This window comes from Symplocastrum torsivum (genome assembly GCF_059505465.1).
This window is the reverse complement of the sequence record NZ_JCACKQ010000013.1, coordinates 58,778-76,899: the sequence shown is the minus strand read 5'-3', so window position 1 is coordinate 76,899 and position 18,122 is coordinate 58,778. Positions and strand designations below refer to the sequence as shown.

Genomic DNA, 18,122 nt, shown 5'->3' with positions numbered 1-18,122 from the left:
CTTTCCCCTCCCGTATCAATAACCGACAATAATTGCCCAAAGACAAACACCCAGCACGACAGCACCTAGATGTTGTGCAAAAAGCGATCGCGTTGGCTGGTAAGCAATTTTTTGTGTGAGAAGCATCGTCAACAGCACGCCAGCAATTAGCGTTACACCCTGCAAAAACTCGATTACGGCTGGGTGAGCAACAAGTATCGGTAACCCTTCACCGCTAAAACCAAATGTTGCCAACGTCACTGGCAAAATCCGTCCACCTTCCCCTAAACCCAATCGCAAATAGTGAGCTAAATTACCTGCCAGCACCAACGGCAAGTACCCATAAGCCAATTCCACAAACGAACGAGGCTTGGGATTGGGGATTTTGGACTTGAGAGCTTGGATGAGTCGATAAATGAGCTGCATTCCGCCATAGGCAATCAAAGGAATAGCCGCTGGGATGCATAAAGCTGCAATAGACAAACCGAAGTGGGGCAAAAACTGATCTAAATCCAGCGATAACCCCATCTCCTGTTGCAACTCTGGTAAGTGATGGAGAAATACGCCACCCAGCAGTAACAACAGCAGTGCCACTTCGTAAACACGAGGCACATGGCTTGTCCAGAGTTCAATTCCTGGTGGACGCAAATTCACCTCAACCGAGCGATGAGGACACGCTTTTAGGCAAGTCATGCACAGCACACAGTCCCGGTTATCTTGCAACTGAGCTGGGTGAGAGTATAAAGGACACCCTAGTGTTGCCATTCCTTCGCCTTTTTGTGGGCCTCCTTTGTAACATTGATAAGTCGTGCATTCCGCTGAACAAGTACCTTGCTGCGCTCTTAGCTCAGTCATTGATAACTTGGCAAATAACCCATTCATTCCGCCAATCGGGCAGAGATAGCGGCACCAAAACCGACGCTCAAAAATTGCAGAGAAAATCATTGCCCCAGCCGTAATCAGTAGGAGCAAACAAGCGGAGAGATAAGCCGTGTTTTCTAAATCCCAGAGTTCTTCCCACAAGAAAATTAAGACAAATAATCCAAATAAAAACCAGCCTCCCCATTTCTCCGCCGTCTCTCTGGGCCAACGCTTCAACTGCCGGGGCCAAAGCCAGAGAGAGAGCTTCTGGGTGACTTCGCCATAAATCATGAAAGGGCAAACCGCGCACCAAAGGCGTCCAACGAAGGGAAAGCCAATTAGAATTAACGGCCACCACCATGCCCAAAACAGGTTTAACGTAAAGTTTTCCTGGCGATTTTGGGGACCAATAAATCCCAGTAAAACAATTAGAGGAAAAAGCCACAACGTCAAGCCGTAGTTGATGCGATCGGGCCACCAGTCACTTCGCAAAAATCGCCTCAAGCGAGGGTAGGCATTTAGAAGATTGAACCGAAATTGTTTTTTCTTGCTCTGAGACGGCCAAACAATTTCTTCTGTTAGTTCTTTTGCTCCAGCCGACTGAACGATCGCACGTTCCACAAGATTTTGCAATTCTCTCAAATTACCTGGAAAATCATACGCCTGTAACTGGCGCAGCGCTTCTGGAGTGATATGGGGTTTTGGTATCCCTCTCGCCCGACACAAGAGACTGGTATAGTATTCCATCTGGTCGCCAATGTCAGCTTTTCGCACTCGTAGGGGCGGAACTTTGATTAAATGACCAACATGACGCTCAATTTCGGGCATGGTTTTTTCAGAAACCATGATGATGTGTGCCCTGCAATTGATTACGCTATCGGTTGGGCCATCTTCTGAACGGGTAACTGGTTTGTAAGTGCCAGTTTCTAGTAGCGTTGCCAGTTGAGGTATTAGCTCAGAGGGAAGTTCCTGAATGTTGTTGAGAATCAACGTCCCTTGTCCGAGAGCTTCTATTAATCCTGGCTTGCCACCAGCACGCCCGAACAATTCTGCTCCACTTGCTTGTACAGTACTGCAATCCACTTTAATGATAGGTTCACGTCGGTATGCCGAGCCAAAGTGAATTAGAGCGGCGATATTATCTTTTTCTACTCCAGGTTCACCGAAAATGATGACTGACTTGCGATCTTCTGCGGCTTTCTTAATTTGCTGCCGCAGCCTTACTGCATAGCGACTTTTTCCAATAATTCCGCGTCTAGCTTTGTTGACTAGATAAGGACGCAGGATAGCTTGACGCTCTTGTTCGTAGCTGAGTTGAGAGGACAGTTTGGCTAGTTCAGCCGCCAGTTGTGGCGAAAACGCTTGGGAAATTTCGGGGTATTGTTCGATGAACTCTCGAAATTGCTCAGCCGGTACTACCCATAGATGACACTCGCTACGAGTTATTGTTGTGCGCTGAGCAAGCTGATTTAATAGCAGCTCTTGTAAGTAAATGACTGCGCCAGGGAGCCAACTCACTCCCCAAACAGAACTGATTTGGTTAGTGCGATCGCTTTCGAGTTGTCCTTGTCGGAGAATGTAGAGGCTTTCTACAGGAGTATCTTCAACAACTAGCCGTGTATTGGCTGGCACCACCTGTTCTTCCATAACTTGTGCGATCGCATTCAGTACCTGCACCGATAGAATACCGAGAGCGGTTCGTTCTTGTAGCCAAGTCACCAAGTCTGGAAAGGTCATAGTCAATCCAATAAACCCTGGTTTTAATTTTATCTACAAATAATAACTATCATTAATGAATAAATCCGTTATCAAAGATAAAAAACTCAAATGTTGGAGTTATCTAATCTCTGGGTTCCCTTGTCCCTTTTGGGTCTGATTATCTTGGCAGCTATTTTCTTTAGTCGCCGCAGTTGAACTTTATAGAGAATTCGGCAAGCTTGTGTGTAATATAGCAATTCTCGTTTAGCGTTAGGTTCATCTAAGTTTCTTGCCAATTCCCAATTCCCAATTCCCAATCTCCGAAAACCCAAAAATTTGTACCCCATCAACCTGAAAATTGCTATATCTAGGATACATCGAGTAAAAATAGTGATAATAATCCCAAATATAGAAGTAGGGCAAACAAGACTAAGACAAAAGGAGGTGCGAACAAAATTGGAAAGCTCATTTCTTCAAGTAATGTTGGCAAGAATCCATGATAGCAAGTTGTCTCACCGCAAGTATCATAATTAAACAAAATAACAAAGATTTGAAGACCAAGGATTTTTATTAGAAAATCACTATTAATTTTTACCTTTGTTCGTCTTCTTTTTGTGCGAAATGTAGCATTAAAAAACATCAGGATCGTAGTAATGATGTAAAAGAAGCCTGAAAATGCTAAGTAAAAAAAGACTGCTATCCATCCACCTGATGTCATCAAGAAAAGTGGGATACTAATCAAGGCGTAAACTGAATAAAGAAAAAAAACTACCCAAATGTTAGTTTTAATCATTGGGTCTACATCCATTAAAATTGTAAAGACAGCTTCCTTTACCACCATCCTGTCTAAGTACGGGGCGGTAAGGAAACAGTAGTATCTAAAGCTTGTTACCTAATGAATGTTTACCATAGCTGCCACACTCATGTAATATTCAGAGTGCTTCGATTGGCTACGGAAACTTAGTGTGTGGGATTAATGCCCTCGCCAAAAACCGAATAGAGTGACTACCGACTAGTTGTACAAGCCTTACAAAATTTGTTTTGAGCCTGAAGTAAACCTGTAAAAAATTTCAAGAAGACTCCTTGGCTAAGTTCTAGGTTTAGTGGTAGCTGCACTCAACCTACTAAGACAGGTCATCATCAGTAACATCCCATCCTAAGGTGCTACTTTCGCAAATATGTACATGCTAATACCTACAGATATAGCCAGTACTATCCGGATTCATTTATGAAAATTTATTGATTTTCCTGAAAAGGATGTCAAGGTCACGCGCTCTCTATTACTACTAAGAAGCGGGTACTATTTATTTCTCTTGGTTAAGGATAATGAAATAGTCTATTGATAGAAAAAACAGTAGGTTCTGGGTTGCCTTAGTAGCGGTAGCGAGGATTGCGGCAAATTACCACCAAAGTCTATAGAATCTCAACCATACAGCAGACAAAATCCTTGTTATATTTTTCTCTATTTAAAGTGGCAGTACAGGGAGGAAGCGTGTAAACTAAGGCAAGACTTGCGCCATCAGGATAACGACGCACTACCTAATAGAGTTTAAAAGCTAATTTTTAATACTAAAAATGCCTGCGTAGGTCTTGTGAGTGGAATCAGTAGGAGGAAAAGCAGCAAGTAGTTGCTTCCGATAAACAAGCTCTGAGGATTATGCTTAAGCTAGGGTGCTATGCAGAAATCCCGAAGCCGCTACCAATCCCCATAAGAGGACTGATTGATGAGCGACCCACTAAACAGACAATTTTCAATTGTATATAAGCTAGCCATGTCTATTGAGGGCTGCCTTTGGAGCGACGCATCTACCAGGCGCAACCTGTCGTCTATAAGACACATGGCTGACAGACGGATAGGGGGATGGGATGATGGAGGGGAGTCTCTATGTACATTATCCCTACCTCCCCATCGCTCTGATTGTCTGGCTTTAAGTTGGTAGCCGAGACATTTGTTGAGCTTCTGTAAAGTGTAAAGCCGATTGCTTCATCCTTAAGAGCAAATCCGGCATGATGAGCCTTAGAAGAACTTACTTCGGTTCCTCCGAATGGTAGTGAGGTGCCTGACCAGGAGTGTTTATGTTGGAATGTTGGGAACCTCTGTGTTTTGACAGACTGCTTATGCTCAATGGGTATCCCGATTTATGGAAGTCAAAGCTGATTTGGCTAGATATCACAGCCGAATCACTGATTGCCTTGTTTTATTACGCAATTTCAATCCTGCTGCTTTACTGGGTGACCCAGCGCCGCAATTGGTCTTATGTCGGAATCTTGATGATACTTGGGGTGCTTACAGTTGCTGGTGGCACAACTCGTTTAATCGACTTATGGACTCTTGGGCACCCAAGCTCAAGCTATTGGCTAGGAGCGGGAATAGAAGTAATTACGGCGACCATTTGGTTGTTGACGGTGTTGTTACTTCCCAAGGTCTTAGCACAACCACGCCGGGAGAATCCAGTTAGCGATCGCAAAACTCTCGCTCCCAGTGGATCTGTTCCTTTAGCCAAGCTAGACGCAGTAGTCTCAACGCTTCCATCCGAGGCTTACCGATTACATCCAACCCCAACAATTCAACGGCAAGCCGAGATAGAGCAACGTTTCAACGAACAGACAGCAACATTAGCGCGAGACACTGAGCCATTAAGAAACGAACTCAATAGGCGATCGCGTTTTTCCTTCGAGTCCGCTACACAACCCTCACAAGTGAGCCATCTGTTGCAATCCTTAACACAAGCGATCAATGAAGCCTCAGATGTTGACTCAGCGCTTAACGTAGTACTTCGCCAAGTGTGCGAACTTACGAACTGGGATTATGGCGAAGCTTGGCTTCCTTGCTCTGACAATTCACGATTAAACTGTAGTCCGGCTTGGTATGGTGACCCCATAACCCTGTATCAGTTTAGACAGACAAGAGAAATACTGACCTTTCCTCCAAATACAGGCTTACCAGGGCGGGTATGGACTTCACAGCAGCCACAGTGGATTGAAGATAATTCGGCTCAACCCGATACGGCATTGATTCCTCCCCAGGCAGAGGCGGCTGGACGTCGTGAGTTTGGTGTTCCGATTCTTGTTAGTGAACAGGTATTTGCGGTTCTAACCTTCTTCATTGCCCAATCCCGCACGGTAGATAAGCCTTTAGTTGAACTCTTGACAACCATTTTGATGCAATTGGGCTTAGTGCTTCAGCGCAAGCAGTTAGAAGAAGAACTGCGCCAGGAAAAAGATTTTACGAAAACACTGATTGAAACGAGTTCTGCCTTCTTTGTTGCCATTAATGCCCAAGGCAAGACAATCATGATGAATCAATCGTTCCTCAAGGCTTTGGGCTACACCTTGCCTGAGGTTTTGGGCGCTGATTATTTATCAACATTTGTTCGAGAGGCTGACCGCGAAGCCCTCTCCCAAATTTTTAAGCAGCTTGTGAGATTAAAGCAGCCAATCTTGCAGGAAAACTACGTGCTAACTAAAGAAGGTCAAGAACTGTTAGTCGAATGGCGTGGTAGCCCAATCTTCAACAACAGTGGCAAACTAGACTTCTTTTTTGGTATAGGAATTGATATTACGGAGCGTAAGCAGTTAGAAGAAGAACTGCGGAAGAGCGAGGAACGGTATCGTGCGATCGTTGATGATCAAACAGAACTCATCTGTCGGTTTTTCTCAGATGGCACACTAACCTTCGTCAATGATGCCTACTGCCGCTATTTTGGCAAAACCTCTCAGGAACTTCTCGGCAGCAGTTTGTTCCAATTGATTCCTTACGAGTATCAGGAAAAGACTCAAAAGTACCTTGCTGCTCTTAGTCTCAAAGGCACAGTCGCGACAAGAGAATACCAGGTTGTGACACCCAACGGTAAGATTCACTGGCAACAGTGGACTGATCGAGTGATTGTGGGTCAAGAGAGATATCCTGCTGTTCTTCATAGGACCGAGGAAGAGCATCTGCCCCTAGTTGAGTTTCAGTCAGTGGGACGGGACATTACAGAACGTCGGCAGATAGAGCAACAAAGCGCCCGGTTGGCTTCTTTTCCGCTACTTACTCCCAATCCAATTGTTGAAACGGATTTAGACGGTTACGTTCGTTATCTCAATCCAGAAGCCATGCGGGTGTTGCCTGATTTACAAGACCTTGGTGTTCAGCATCCATTTCTGGCAGGAGTCCCATCAATTGCGACAGTACTGCAACACGAAGGTTCTTTCAAACGGGAGGTCAAAATTGGTGAAGCGTATTACGAACAAGTTTTACACTACATCGACGAAATTGATTGCCTTCGCATCTACGCCTTCGATATCACCGATCGCAAACTTGCTGAGGAGCGATTGATTCATAATGCCTTTTACGATCAGTTAACAGGGCTAGCCAACCGGGCTTTATTCATGGATCGCCTGCGGCAAGCGATGCGACGGGCAAAAGAGTCTACTGAGGGCAACGTCTCAAGTCAGCCTTATCTATTAGCTGTTCTATTTCTAAATCTCAATCGTTTCAAGTTAGTCAACAACAGCCTGGGTAACCAAGTGGGTGACCAGTTGCTCCAAAACTTTGCAAGTCGCCTCCAAACTTGCTTGCGTCCTACTGATACAGTAGCGCGTCTGGGAGGAGATGAATTTGGTATCCTCCTCGAAGGTATTCAGGATGTCAGTGATGCTACCCGTGTGGCTGAGTCGATTGATAAGACGCTAAGTGCGCCATTCTATCTAGATGAGACTGAAGTGTTTATGACACTCAGTATTGGTATTGCTCTGAATACAAGCAATAACGATAGTAAGGTTAATTCAGAAGGCGATACCGCTATGCTAAAGCAAACTGATTATCGCCTCTTACAACCTGAAGACTTACTCCGGGATGCTGGCATTGCCATGTATCGTGCTAAGGCACAAGGGAAATCCTGTTATGAGGTGTTTGACGCGGCAATGCATCGCTGTGCCTTGGAGAGATTGCAAATTGAGACGGATTTGCGGCGGGCAATTGAACGGCAGGAGTTTCGGGTTCACTATCAACCGATTGTCTCTCTCTCTACGGGGAAGATTATCGGTTTTGAAGCCTTGGTGCGCTGGCAGCACCCGCAACGCGGCTTAGTATCCCCAACAGAATTCATACCCACAGCCGAAGAGACGGGACTGATTACCCCCATTGGCTGGTGGACATTGCGGGAAGCTTGCCGTCAACTGAAAATTTGGCAGGAGCAATTTCCCGCAGCCCAACCCTTGACGATTAATGTCAATCTTTCAGGCAAACAGTTTGTGCAACCAGCGCTGTTGGATGAAATCGACAAAATTCTTCAGGAGACGAATCTTGTAACTGGCAGCTTGAAGCTGGAGATTACAGAAAGCCTCGTTATGGAAAACCCCGACTTAGTTAGGGATTTACTCCTAGAACTGAAGAGAAGAAATATTCATCTTTGTATTGATGATTTTGGTACTGGCTATTCTTCCCTCAGTCGGTTGCACCACTTTCCCATTAGCACACTCAAGATTGACCGCTCATTCGTGAGCCGAATTGGAGCCTTAGGTGAGAACTCAGAGATTGTACAAGCGATCGTGACCCTTGCCCAAACCCTGAGTATGGATGTTGTTGCAGAAGGAATCGAGCTATTAGAGCAGGTTTCCCCCTTGATTGCGCTGCAATGTGAATATGGGCAAGGATATTTCTTCTCCAAACCTGTTGATAGTGAAGCGGCTAGGGCAATGCTGATTGCGGAATCGCATCAACGGGGCTGGCAACTAGAATCGGGAGAAGATTCCGACTAATCTTCTAAGATATAAGGCTGGGTTTGGCTCAGCCGTTAACTGCTAAAGAAACCAAAGTGCTGTAAGCCTTCCAAGATACCAGCCGCACAGTGTCCTTGAGCTAAGTACCGATAATCAGCAGGGTTTTCGTCGTACCACTGCTGGAGTTCTGGTCGCGCATTGCCAACAATAATTCCTCGTGAAGAACCGACACTAAATAGAGCAATGTCATTTCCTGAATCGCCACAGACAACGGTTCGTGTGGTATCAATTCCCCACTTTTGTTGAAGAAACTGTACCGCTAGTCCTTTGTCGGCATGGCGGGGGAGAATGTCGAGGTCTTTACCACCGCTAAAGATTAACTTAACATCAAGTCCACGCTCAGAAAGTTGTGATTTCAGGCGGGGTAACACTTCTACAGCCGCTTCTTCTGTCACTAGATAGCTAACTTTGAAGGGACGCTGTTCAGAGTCTTCTTGCGGGACTAGGTCAGAATAATGGGCAGCCGTTGCCACAGCGAGTTCTCGATCCCAACCTTCAGAAAGTTTTTCTGACCAAGCTGGATCAGGGTTATCGTCTCGATCATCATCATAAATTTCTGTACCTACAGAAGCGATGAGTGCATCTGGGTCTAGGAGTTGCTTCTCGGCTTTCAAGGTATTGTAGGAACTACGCGATCGCCCTGTGGCATAAACTATCTTTGTCCCATACTCTTGCCGATGTTGGCTCAACTTCTGGTTGAGTTCTATCAAAGCGTAGTCGTCGCCCACTAAAGTATTGTCTAAATCAGTTACGAATAGAAATGCTGCCACGGCAACCTCGCTCATCACTTGCTGTCTTGCTACTGCATTATTGTCCTATACGACAGTGTCATACTTTCGTCTTGAGCAAAGGTCAAGTCGCTGTGGTTCCCTTGCTTCTTTGCCAGCCTACTATAGAGTGTGTCTTCCCTAAGAGGTAGCTAAAGTTTGAGTCATCCCATCTAAGGCAGAAGTTTTTGGCAAAGTTTCAGGAATCTCTGAGACGGGCTTTGTAGTAAAGAATTAACGTAGCCTTGTTAGAGCTTATCAAACCTAAAGCCAAACCATTTTACTTTTGCAATGCGCTACACATCGCAGAGGATTGGGAGTCTTCTGAAACGCTGATGTGTAGCACCCAAAGATAAAAATGGCAAAAAATTTTGACCTAAGTCTCTAGGATTTCCTCTAATTTGTTCCATATCGGTGGTTGTGTAATTTCTACAGCCACCGATTTTTTTTCGTAAGGCTTTCTGCTTGCGGTTAGTCCGGGAGAATGTCAAAGTTCAAGTTATCGCTCTTCTGTCAGTCTCGGAAAATCACGCTCAAAGTAAAAGCTTGAGAGCTTTTCCACATAACGATTTGAGGGGTGAGTTTCTATCAGAAACTCAAAAATGTAGACCAATTGGGAAAACTCACGTCCTATCAGGATTACAGCCTTTGCGATCACCTAGACTGACAGAAGAGCGTTATAGCAGTAGCCAATGAGGTTAGGACATCGACAGGAGGCTATAAGCCTTAGCCGGAGCCTATTTTGCTGAAAGCTGACCGCTGAAAGCTGACTGCTGAAGAGCTATATCTGAAGGCCTATATCGAATGCCCCTACATAGCCTTGTGCATCTTCGGTTAGCTGGATCATCAATTGCTCACCATCATCTCGAAAGATGCCGTCTCGGTTATTGTTCACGCTGCGTTGCCCCTTAGCAGCATATGGCGACTGTGCGTGGATTTGATCAGTGAGGGAATCATCGAAGTAAAGCTGTGACGTAAACTCATAACCTTGTTGGGACGCAGAATCAGTGCGAATCTTGAAGTGAATGTGAACCGTTCTGCCTGGATACCAACCGGGATAAATTGTAACGAACTCGACCGTTCCATTGGTGTCCGTCACCTGATAGCCACGCAGGAACTTTTTCCCGACGGTACTGAAACTTGGGTCTGTTACGTCCGAATAGACGCCGATCGCGTCACAGTGCCAAATGTCCACGGCGGCACCAGTCAGAGGTGTACAGGAGCGACCATCAATCTGAGAGACATGAAACACCAAACGCAACGGTACTCCCTGCTTTAGCGAACCGTCAGAGGGATCTGACCGGATGTCGGAGCGGTTGAGCTTCTCATCAATGAAATATGGCCCTTCTGTTTGTTGAGGTCTTACTACACAAGAAGGTGTCGTCGCTATCGCTGTCTGAGTTGGTGTCTGAGCTGACGTGCCCGTCAGTTTTACTGAGGCGGACTGTCCACGTAAGCATCCGACGAGCGATACGGCTGCTGTTGCTCCTAGAAAGCTAAGCACCTCTCGTCGCTTAACTATGGAAGCTACTGGGGTTGTTGTCACACGGTCTTTTTTCATCTCATTTACTTACTAGATACTCTCTATAAACCTCCAATAGTGTTCGGATAAGCTCTAAACTGAAGCTGATATAGGTTGGGTTTCATTACCTTAACCCAACCTACAATTCTTCTTAACTGAGGAGTATTGGCTCTTGGATGAGCGATCGCGTCTGGAGCAATCCGTCTACTGCGGGGTTCGCATTCCTTGAGGGCGGGATTGACGATGTTGCTCAAGTTGCTGACGCTGCTCGGCGGTTAGGATTGCATCCATCTGCTCTTTGGCGGTTTGACGTACTTCCTCCATTTGGGCTTGTTGTTCGTCAGTGAGATTGAGCGATTGAAAAACCCGACGGGGATGTTCTCCGTTCTTTCTGGCAGCCTCCACAAGAGAACGTTGTTCCGCTGTCAAGATGTTGTCGATCTGCTCTTGCTTAGCTTGCTTGATCTGCTGCATTTGCTCTTGCTGCTCTTGTGTCAAGTTCAGCCAGTTCTGACGGGATTGTGTCGGTGCAGGCGGTGTATTAGATTGAGCAAACACGACTGGAACAATTGCAGTAGAGAGTGCCAGAGAAAGTGTGCCAGCTACCAGTGGCAATAGTTTGATGGTAGAGAGTCGGTTTTTCAGACTTAGACCAAATTTAGGGTTCATAGTAGTCCTTAGGTATTGACAAATCGAACTATTGGGCTGTTCGATATTTAAATCCTAGAAACTGGTATCGGTCTTCCGCATGGATCGAACTTCCCAATTTGACCTAGTACCAAAGTCCTAATCCCTTTATGAGTTTGGTCACAAGATGTCCTGTTCAAGTTGGGAAGCAAGGCTCTGGAAATTGAGGCTCTATCCGAAATAGATTAAAACTAAGTAATCGTTGCAAAGTCGCTCTCTGCTACATAAGGAGGGCTGAAATCATTTCCCTTTCCCTACCATGCACCGCCGAGCGCCCTTTTCCAGCCATTCCTTTCACCTGATGCTCTATCTGGAATGGATTCTGTTGGGGATAACGCTGTTGGGAGAGATTCGACCCACCCGACATGGGATTAGTCCAACAACTCTATTATTGTCGATTCTCACGCTCATGTGCTTTGGTCTGATGGGCTTAAAGCTTCCGACTGGGAGTCCTCGTGACAAAGTGCTTTATACAGGGTTGGAGTTTGGATTACTGTTTTTAGCGTTTTTGCTGGACAGCCGACCTGACTTTTTCCCACTGGTCAGTCTAATTATCTTAATTCGCAGTTGTCTGATCTTTGAGCAAGTTGGTCGCCTGATTGTGGCAGGACTGGTATTTATTGCCTTCCTGGTGACGTTGTTTGTACGACCTGCACCGCGTCCGCCAAGACACGGACCAATACCAGAATCTATAGCCAATACGATTTTGACGCTGAAGCTGAATGCAGCAGTCACCTTTGGACTTGCTCTCCTGTTTATCTTACTGTTGGTCAATGCTTTGCTTGCCGAACGTCAAAGCCGTGAAAAACTGCTGCTTGCCAACGAGCAATTGCGCCAATATGCCCTGCGAATTGAAGACCAAGCAACGTTGCAAGAGCGAAATCGGATTGCCCGCGAAATTCATGATGCCTTAGGACACGCCTTGACAGCACAGAGTATTCAGTTAGAAAATGCCCAGTTGTTTCTGCCACCCGATGCCGAGAAAACAGCATCGTTTTTGCAGGAGGCAAAACAGCTAGGTTCTAGGGCATTACAGGAGGTGCGGCGCTCAATCTCTACACTTCGAGCCGATCCTTTGCAAGGACAATCGCTGGAAACCGCGATCGCAAAAGTAGTCAATGAGTTTAGCCAAACAAGCGGAATTCTGCCAAACTATAGGATTCAACTATCTCAGCCAATTCCTACAGAAATTAGCACAGCACTCTACCGAATTATTCAGGAATCGCTGACCAACATTTACAAGCATAGCGCTGCGACCCAGGTCAGCATTGACCTTCGAGAGAATCCGGAAGCGATTCAACTCCAGATTAACGATAATGGTCAAGGGTTTAATCCAGAGCGAAATACAACCGGGTTTGGACTCCAGGGAATGCGGGAACGAACTGTGGCGTTGGGCGGACAGTTCTTCCTGGCAAGTCAATCGGGAAAAGGCTGCCGAATTACTGTGTTGATTCCGTTACCGAGGCTGGCACTATGACAGATGTCAAGATTCGCCTATTACTAGTCGATGACCAGATGATTATTCGTCAGGGATTGAGAAGTCTCCTGGAAGCCAAGCCGGATTTAGAAGTCGTAGGTGAAGCGGAAAACGGACAACAGGCGATCGCTCAAGTCGAAGCCTTGCAACCGGATGTGGTTTTGATGGATGTCCGGATGCCTGTCATGGATGGTGTTGCTGCCACCCGCCTGATTTGTCAGCAATTTAGCGCAACCAAAGTGTTAGTGCTGACGACATTTGACGACGATGATTATGTCTCGCAAGCCATGCAATTAGGGGCGCGAGGGTATCTGCTAAAAGACACTCATTCCGATGACTTAGCAGGAGCCATTCGAGCCGTTCATAAAGGCTACACCCAAATGGGTCCAGGATTAATGGAAAAAGCGATCGCTCACACTCCACCCTTAACTCCACCCCAGCCTACCCAGCTTCCCCCAGAACTCACAGGACTGACGGCTAGAGAACGAGAGGTGCTGTGCCTCATTGCTACAGGTGCGAGTAATCGGGAGATTGCAGAAGCGCTCTACATTTCAGAACGAACGGTCAAAAACCACATTACCAGGATTTTGAGTCAGTTAAATTTGCGCGATCGCACTCAGGCTGCCATGTTTGTTAGTGCTTTTTTACCTCTATTGCAGCACTAACTGGAATTGAATCAGGTACGTGCAGAGCAACAGCGCAAAAACGAGCTACGGTTAACTTGCCTCTTCTCCTGCTGAAGAATAAGTGCCAAATAATTGTGAAATTTACAGCAATAGTCTCTCCTAACCCACATGAGGGTATTTCATCCTTTGGAAGAACTGCTATACTCTAAAAAAGTAAAGTTTACTTTACTTGCTTGTAAGCTTTACTTTACCAATCGACGGCTCGTATCAAGACAGTCGCCTATGCGCTGCGTTCACTAGCATTGCGATGAAAATCCTTACCACCTACCACCTACTACCTGTCCCCTCTCACCTATTTTCTAGATAGAGCGACGTTGATGAATCAGTTTTCCAAGAATGAAAAACCGTCTACGTGTTCTTAGAACTGAACGGAATTGGTCTCAGGCGAACTTGGCAGAACGTTTAGATGTCAGCCGTCAAACGGTCAATGCGCTGGAAACGGGGAAATCTGACCCCAGCCTTCCCCTCGCCTTCAAAATTGCTGAACTTTTTAACTGCCCTGTTGAAAAAATATTCATTCTGGAGCAAAGGTCTATGTTCGCCAGAAGATTCCCCCAAGAAAAGAGCTTTGAAGGACTTAGCGAAAAAGCGATCGAAGTGCTAAGGCTAGCCCAAAATGAGTCAAAACGCTTGAGGCATAACTTTGTCGGCACTGAACAGATTCTGCTGGGACTGCTCAGTGAACGAACAAGCTTTTCTGCTCAGCTTCTCCAGTCGATGGGGGTAGACCTCTGGAAGGCGCAAGTGGAAGTGCAGAAAATTATCGGCTACGGTTCAACACTTTTGGATAGGCAAAGACCCTTGACTCCCAGAGCAAAGCAGGTTCTCAAACTTGCCTCAGAGGCAGTAAAGCGGTTGAGCCATGATGAAATTGACACAGAGCATATTCTTTTGGGTCTAATTCGCGAAAAAGATGGCGTATCAACGGCTGTCCTCAAGAACCTTGGCATCAACCTTCAGGATTTGGAACAACAGGTTCTTGAACAACTACAACAGCCTCTTCGAGAGGAACCATCAGTTCTAATGAGGACGAGTCGGTTTAACTGGGCTGTAAGTAGTGAGTCATCTGAGGCAGAACGCCCAGCAGACTTTACTTCTGGTGAAATTAGTGTCCGTTTGAGTACCCGCTTAGTGTCTTGGATTGAACCACGGCAATTGGGGCGGGTGGTTCATCAAACAGGTTTTGCGCTACCGAATGGAGACGTTTTGGTTACCCGCCTTGCATTCATCTCACGAGAACGCTTGAAGCGGATACCACGAACCTATCCTGAACTGGTACCTGACCTAGTCGTGGAAATAAAATCTGCTTTTGACCGAGTATCCTTACTCCAAGACAAAATTCAATTGTTCTTGGAGCAAGGAGCAAAAATTGGCTTACTGATTGACCCGGATGAGCAGACTGTGACTTGCGATCGCCAAGGGAGTGAGAGGATTATCCTAAAGAATGGCGAAACCTTGACACTCACAGAACTACTACCTGAATGGGAACTTCCTGTATCTGAACTCTGGTCACCTGTATTTGATTAGGAAAATGGGGAATTGGGAATTGGTAGACCAAGCCGTGCTGAAATACCCTCCTTGCTTCCCCTGCTTCCCCTACTTAAACAAAAACTCGATGCTCCAATGAAGGCATCTGGCGGCGGACTTGTTGAAGGCGAGCTGGGTTAATTTCCGCGATCGCTACTCCTGGCGTATCTCCAGCATCGTCTAAAATTAAGCCCCACGGGTCAATAATCATGGCGTGACCATGAGTATGGCGCATCGCATAATGACGACCTGTTTGGGCAGGTGCTATGACATAGCAGGTATTTTCAATTGCTCTAGCTTGGAGAAGAACTTGCCAGTGGTCTTTGCCAGTGTAGGCAGTAAAGGCAGCAGGGACAAATAAAATGTCGGCACCCTTGTATGATAAGTGTCGATAAAGCTCTGGAAAGCGCACATCGTAGCAGACGGAAAGCCCTAAGTTGCCTAATTGTTCTGAAGGATAGACAGGGGGCAACTGGGTACCGGACATCACTGTAGTCGATTCTCGATACGTGTTGCCATCAGGGACATTGACATCAAACAGATGAACTTTCTGGTAACGAGCAAGTTCATTGCCACTAGGGTCGATGAGCAGAGCCGTATTATAGACCCTTGTGCTGTTTACAGGCACTGGGAAACCACCCCCTAGGATGGTCACCTGAAAACGCTGTGCCATCGTTGTGAGAAATTTCTCACTTTGTTGTGCGATCGCTTCTGCCTGAGTAATTTTATCTTTCTCTGTGCCCAGGAAGGAGAAATTTTCAGGTAGGCTTACGAGTTCGGCACCCCGACGCACGGCAAGTTCTATGAGTTCTTCTGCCTCAACCAGATTTTTCTCTAGGTCAGGCAGACTTGTCATTTGAATTGCAGCGGCAAGATAGGACTTCATTGGTAATGACAACGGAAAATTCTAGGACTGAGTTTTGGCAACTATAACAGGCAAAGGAGTCTACAGCTACATCCATCACTCTAAGTTCGTTCCAAACTTGTTTGCAATGCAATAGAGATTTTCGAGCGTTCTTATAGATAACGTACCGCTTGACTCCACGATTAACCACTAACGGAATTTCCCAACTGAGCTACTCAAGGTAGCAGTAGCTATCTGTATTTTATCGCTGAGTTACTTCTCTCGTTCTACAAAAAACTACTCTTGGATGCATACACTACTGTTATGTGTGTAGGACTCCTAAGTGTTGTCTTAAAGTGTTTGCTCGTTGTGCGATCGCCTCCCACTCTTCAGCAACAACTAACGGCTTGGGAAACAACTCTCCAGAAAGACCAACAGCAACGGCTCCGGCTGTAATAAACTCCTTGGCATTTTCTAGCGTAACCCCACCCGTAGGAATTAGAGGAATCTGACCTAATGGTCCTTGCAAACTTTTAATATAATTTGCTCCTCCTACCGCCTCAATCGGGAAAACCTTGATACAGCTAGCGCCAGCTTGCCAAGCTGTAACAATTTCTGTAGGGGAAAGTGCGCCTGGAACAATTGGAATACCTGCATCCACAGCAGCCGTAATTAAAGCCGTGTCTACGTGAGGGGTAAAGAGAAACTGTGCCCCAGCTTCAATCGCTTGTTGTAATTGTACTTGAGTTAATAAAGTACCTGTTCCGATGATGCAAGTTGGTAGTTCCAAGCGCAATTGACTAATTAATTCAGCCGCGCGATCGCTATTCCAAGTAATTTCTATTACCGACATCCCACCTGCCACCACTGCCTTAGCCATTTGAACCCCTAGAGACTGGCGAGATGCTCGAATGACTGCGATCGCTCGCTGCTGTTGCAACAGCGTTAACCAAGAGTGATTATCCATTGTTCAACTAAACTTGAGACATTATCAAACTCCATTGAGTTTCCGCCAGAGTTAATAATATATTTTTATCGTCTATAAATAGAGTTATTTTTTAATATTTTACTTTCAGTCATTCGATAGATGAATTGAAGTATTAGCAATTTTAGTGATTAAAAACCCTAATAAAAATAAACCTAAAGTAAAAGCTTTGGTATAACTAGTTTACAGTTTTGAAGCCATAAACAGTATTTCTCACTTATCTGCCATTAGTAAGATGAAGTCTAGATGCATTTTTGACTATTGTTTATTCAAGTGTTTAATAGAAATGAAAGATAGGAGATTGATTGTATGGCTCTTGTAAAACTCGCAGATGCTTATCCAAACTACAAGCAAGAAATTTTCGGCGGCGATGACATCAAAGGATATGATGTTTACACCGAAAAAGACGATAAAGTCGGTGGTGTTTATGATGCTCTTCTTGATGAAACAGGACGCTTCCGGTACTTAGTACTAGACACTGGTTTCTGGGTCTTTGGTAAGAAAGTTTTGGTACCTGTTGGTCGCGTTCAAATGGATTATGATCGCCACCGCGTTTATGTTACAGGTCTGACCAAAGAGCAAGTAGAAAGCTTGCCTGAGTACAGCGATAACATGACGGTTGACTACGACTACGAAGAGCGGATTAGAGGCGTTTTCCGACCAGCCGCAGCCAGTACAGGTGTAGCTGCTGCCGCTGCTACTCAGCCTAGCTATAGCCGTGACACCTACAAATATGATGATCATGACCAGCATCTCTATAACACAGCTGAGCAGGGTCAGCAGAGAATCAAACTGTATGAAGAGCGTTTGTTTGCAAACAAAAACCGTCAAAAGACTGGTGAAGTTGTAGTTGGTAAGCACGTCGAAACTGAGACAGCACAGGTTTCAGTTCCACTCGATAAAGAGCGCGTAATTATTGAGCGTACAACCCCAACTGATACAAGGGAAGTTACCCCCGGTAGTGTTGACTTCCAGGATGGAGAAGTTGCACGGATGGAAGTTTACGAAGAAACAGCTGACATTCAAAAGAAAGCCTTCGTGCGTGAAGAAATCAACATCAGAAAAGAAGTGACTCATGAAACTGTCGATGCAACAGAAACACTTCGTCGTGAAGAGCTAGATGTTGATACTGACGGTAATCCTGTAATTAACAGAAATCGCTAGGCTTCCAAAACCCAAACTTGAATAGCTTTCCTGCACAAGCCAAAATTGTACTAGTAAGAAAGCATTCATAGCTGATACAGGTAGAGCAAGCAACTCAGTTGGCTCTACCTGTAGTTTTAAATACGGCTTTAGTTAAATTGGAAGAGAGAGGGAACAGAA

Annotated in this window: 11 protein-coding genes; 5 read left to right on the top strand and 6 right to left on the bottom strand. The window is 45.6% G+C overall.

Going from position 1 to position 18,122, the window contains the following annotated elements:
- Positions 1–15: 15 nt before the first annotated feature.
- Positions 16–2,577, bottom strand: a complete 2,562-nt coding sequence (locus tag AC5JL3_RS04560) for a sigma 54-interacting transcriptional regulator (protein WP_496073343.1) — start codon at positions 2,575–2,577, stop codon at positions 16–18.
- A 2,037-nt stretch (positions 2,578–4,614) separates the two neighbouring features.
- On the opposite strand from AC5JL3_RS04560, the gene AC5JL3_RS04555 reads away from it, so the two are divergent.
- On the top strand, positions 4,615–8,283 hold the full coding sequence (locus AC5JL3_RS04555; RefSeq protein WP_496073342.1) for an EAL domain-containing protein: 3,669 nt from the start codon (positions 4,615–4,617) through the stop codon (positions 8,281–8,283).
- Positions 8,284–8,318: 35 nt separating this feature from the next.
- Here AC5JL3_RS04555 and AC5JL3_RS04550 read toward each other — a convergent pair whose 3' ends face one another.
- The 3 genes from AC5JL3_RS04550 to AC5JL3_RS04540 form a co-directional block, all read right to left on the bottom strand.
- A complete protein-coding gene (locus AC5JL3_RS04550) occupies positions 8,319–9,089 on the bottom strand; it encodes a sucrose-phosphate phosphatase (protein WP_496073341.1) in 771 nt (256 codons plus the stop codon).
- 763 nt (positions 9,090–9,852) lie between these two features.
- On the bottom strand, positions 9,853–10,632 hold the full coding sequence (locus AC5JL3_RS04545) for an intradiol ring-cleavage dioxygenase (RefSeq protein WP_496073340.1): 780 nt from the start codon (positions 10,630–10,632) through the stop codon (positions 9,853–9,855).
- Positions 10,633–10,797: 165 nt separating this feature from the next.
- A complete protein-coding gene (locus AC5JL3_RS04540; protein ID WP_496073339.1) occupies positions 10,798–11,262 on the bottom strand; it encodes a Spy/CpxP family protein refolding chaperone in 465 nt (154 codons plus the stop codon).
- Between the two features lie 277 nt (positions 11,263–11,539).
- Here AC5JL3_RS04540 and AC5JL3_RS04535 point away from each other — a divergent pair, with 277 nt between their 5' ends.
- The 3 genes from AC5JL3_RS04535 to AC5JL3_RS04525 all read left to right on the top strand — a co-directional run bounded on the left by AC5JL3_RS04535 (position 11,540) and on the right by AC5JL3_RS04525 (position 14,970).
- The gene (locus tag AC5JL3_RS04535) at positions 11,540–12,757 is read left to right on the top strand and encodes a sensor histidine kinase (protein ID WP_496073338.1); all 1,218 of its coding nucleotides are present in this window, start codon (positions 11,540–11,542) and stop codon (positions 12,755–12,757) included.
- Positions 12,754–13,422, top strand: coding sequence for a response regulator transcription factor (locus AC5JL3_RS04530; RefSeq protein ID WP_496073337.1), 669 nt, complete (start codon positions 12,754–12,756; stop codon positions 13,420–13,422). The genes AC5JL3_RS04535 and AC5JL3_RS04530 overlap by 4 nt, the downstream gene beginning before the upstream one ends.
- 357 nt (positions 13,423–13,779) lie before the next feature.
- Positions 13,780–14,970, top strand: coding sequence for a Clp protease N-terminal domain-containing protein (locus AC5JL3_RS04525; protein ID WP_496073336.1), 1,191 nt, complete (start codon positions 13,780–13,782; stop codon positions 14,968–14,970).
- Between the two features lie 73 nt (positions 14,971–15,043).
- Here the strand turns inward: AC5JL3_RS04525 and AC5JL3_RS04520 are convergent, their stop codons facing one another.
- A complete protein-coding gene (locus AC5JL3_RS04520) occupies positions 15,044–15,856 on the bottom strand; it encodes a carbon-nitrogen hydrolase family protein (protein WP_496073369.1) in 813 nt (270 codons plus the stop codon).
- Between the two features lie 280 nt (positions 15,857–16,136).
- Positions 16,137–16,781 (bottom strand): bifunctional 4-hydroxy-2-oxoglutarate aldolase/2-dehydro-3-deoxy-phosphogluconate aldolase, encoded by a 645-nt coding sequence (locus tag AC5JL3_RS04515; RefSeq protein ID WP_496073335.1) that lies wholly within the window; start codon positions 16,779–16,781, stop codon positions 16,137–16,139.
- Positions 16,782–17,108: 327 nt separating this feature from the next.
- Between AC5JL3_RS04515 and AC5JL3_RS04510 the strand changes: the two genes are divergently transcribed.
- Positions 17,109–17,963, top strand: coding sequence for a DUF2382 domain-containing protein (locus AC5JL3_RS04510; RefSeq protein ID WP_496073334.1), 855 nt, complete (start codon positions 17,109–17,111; stop codon positions 17,961–17,963).
- Positions 17,964–18,122: the final 159 nt, after the last annotated feature.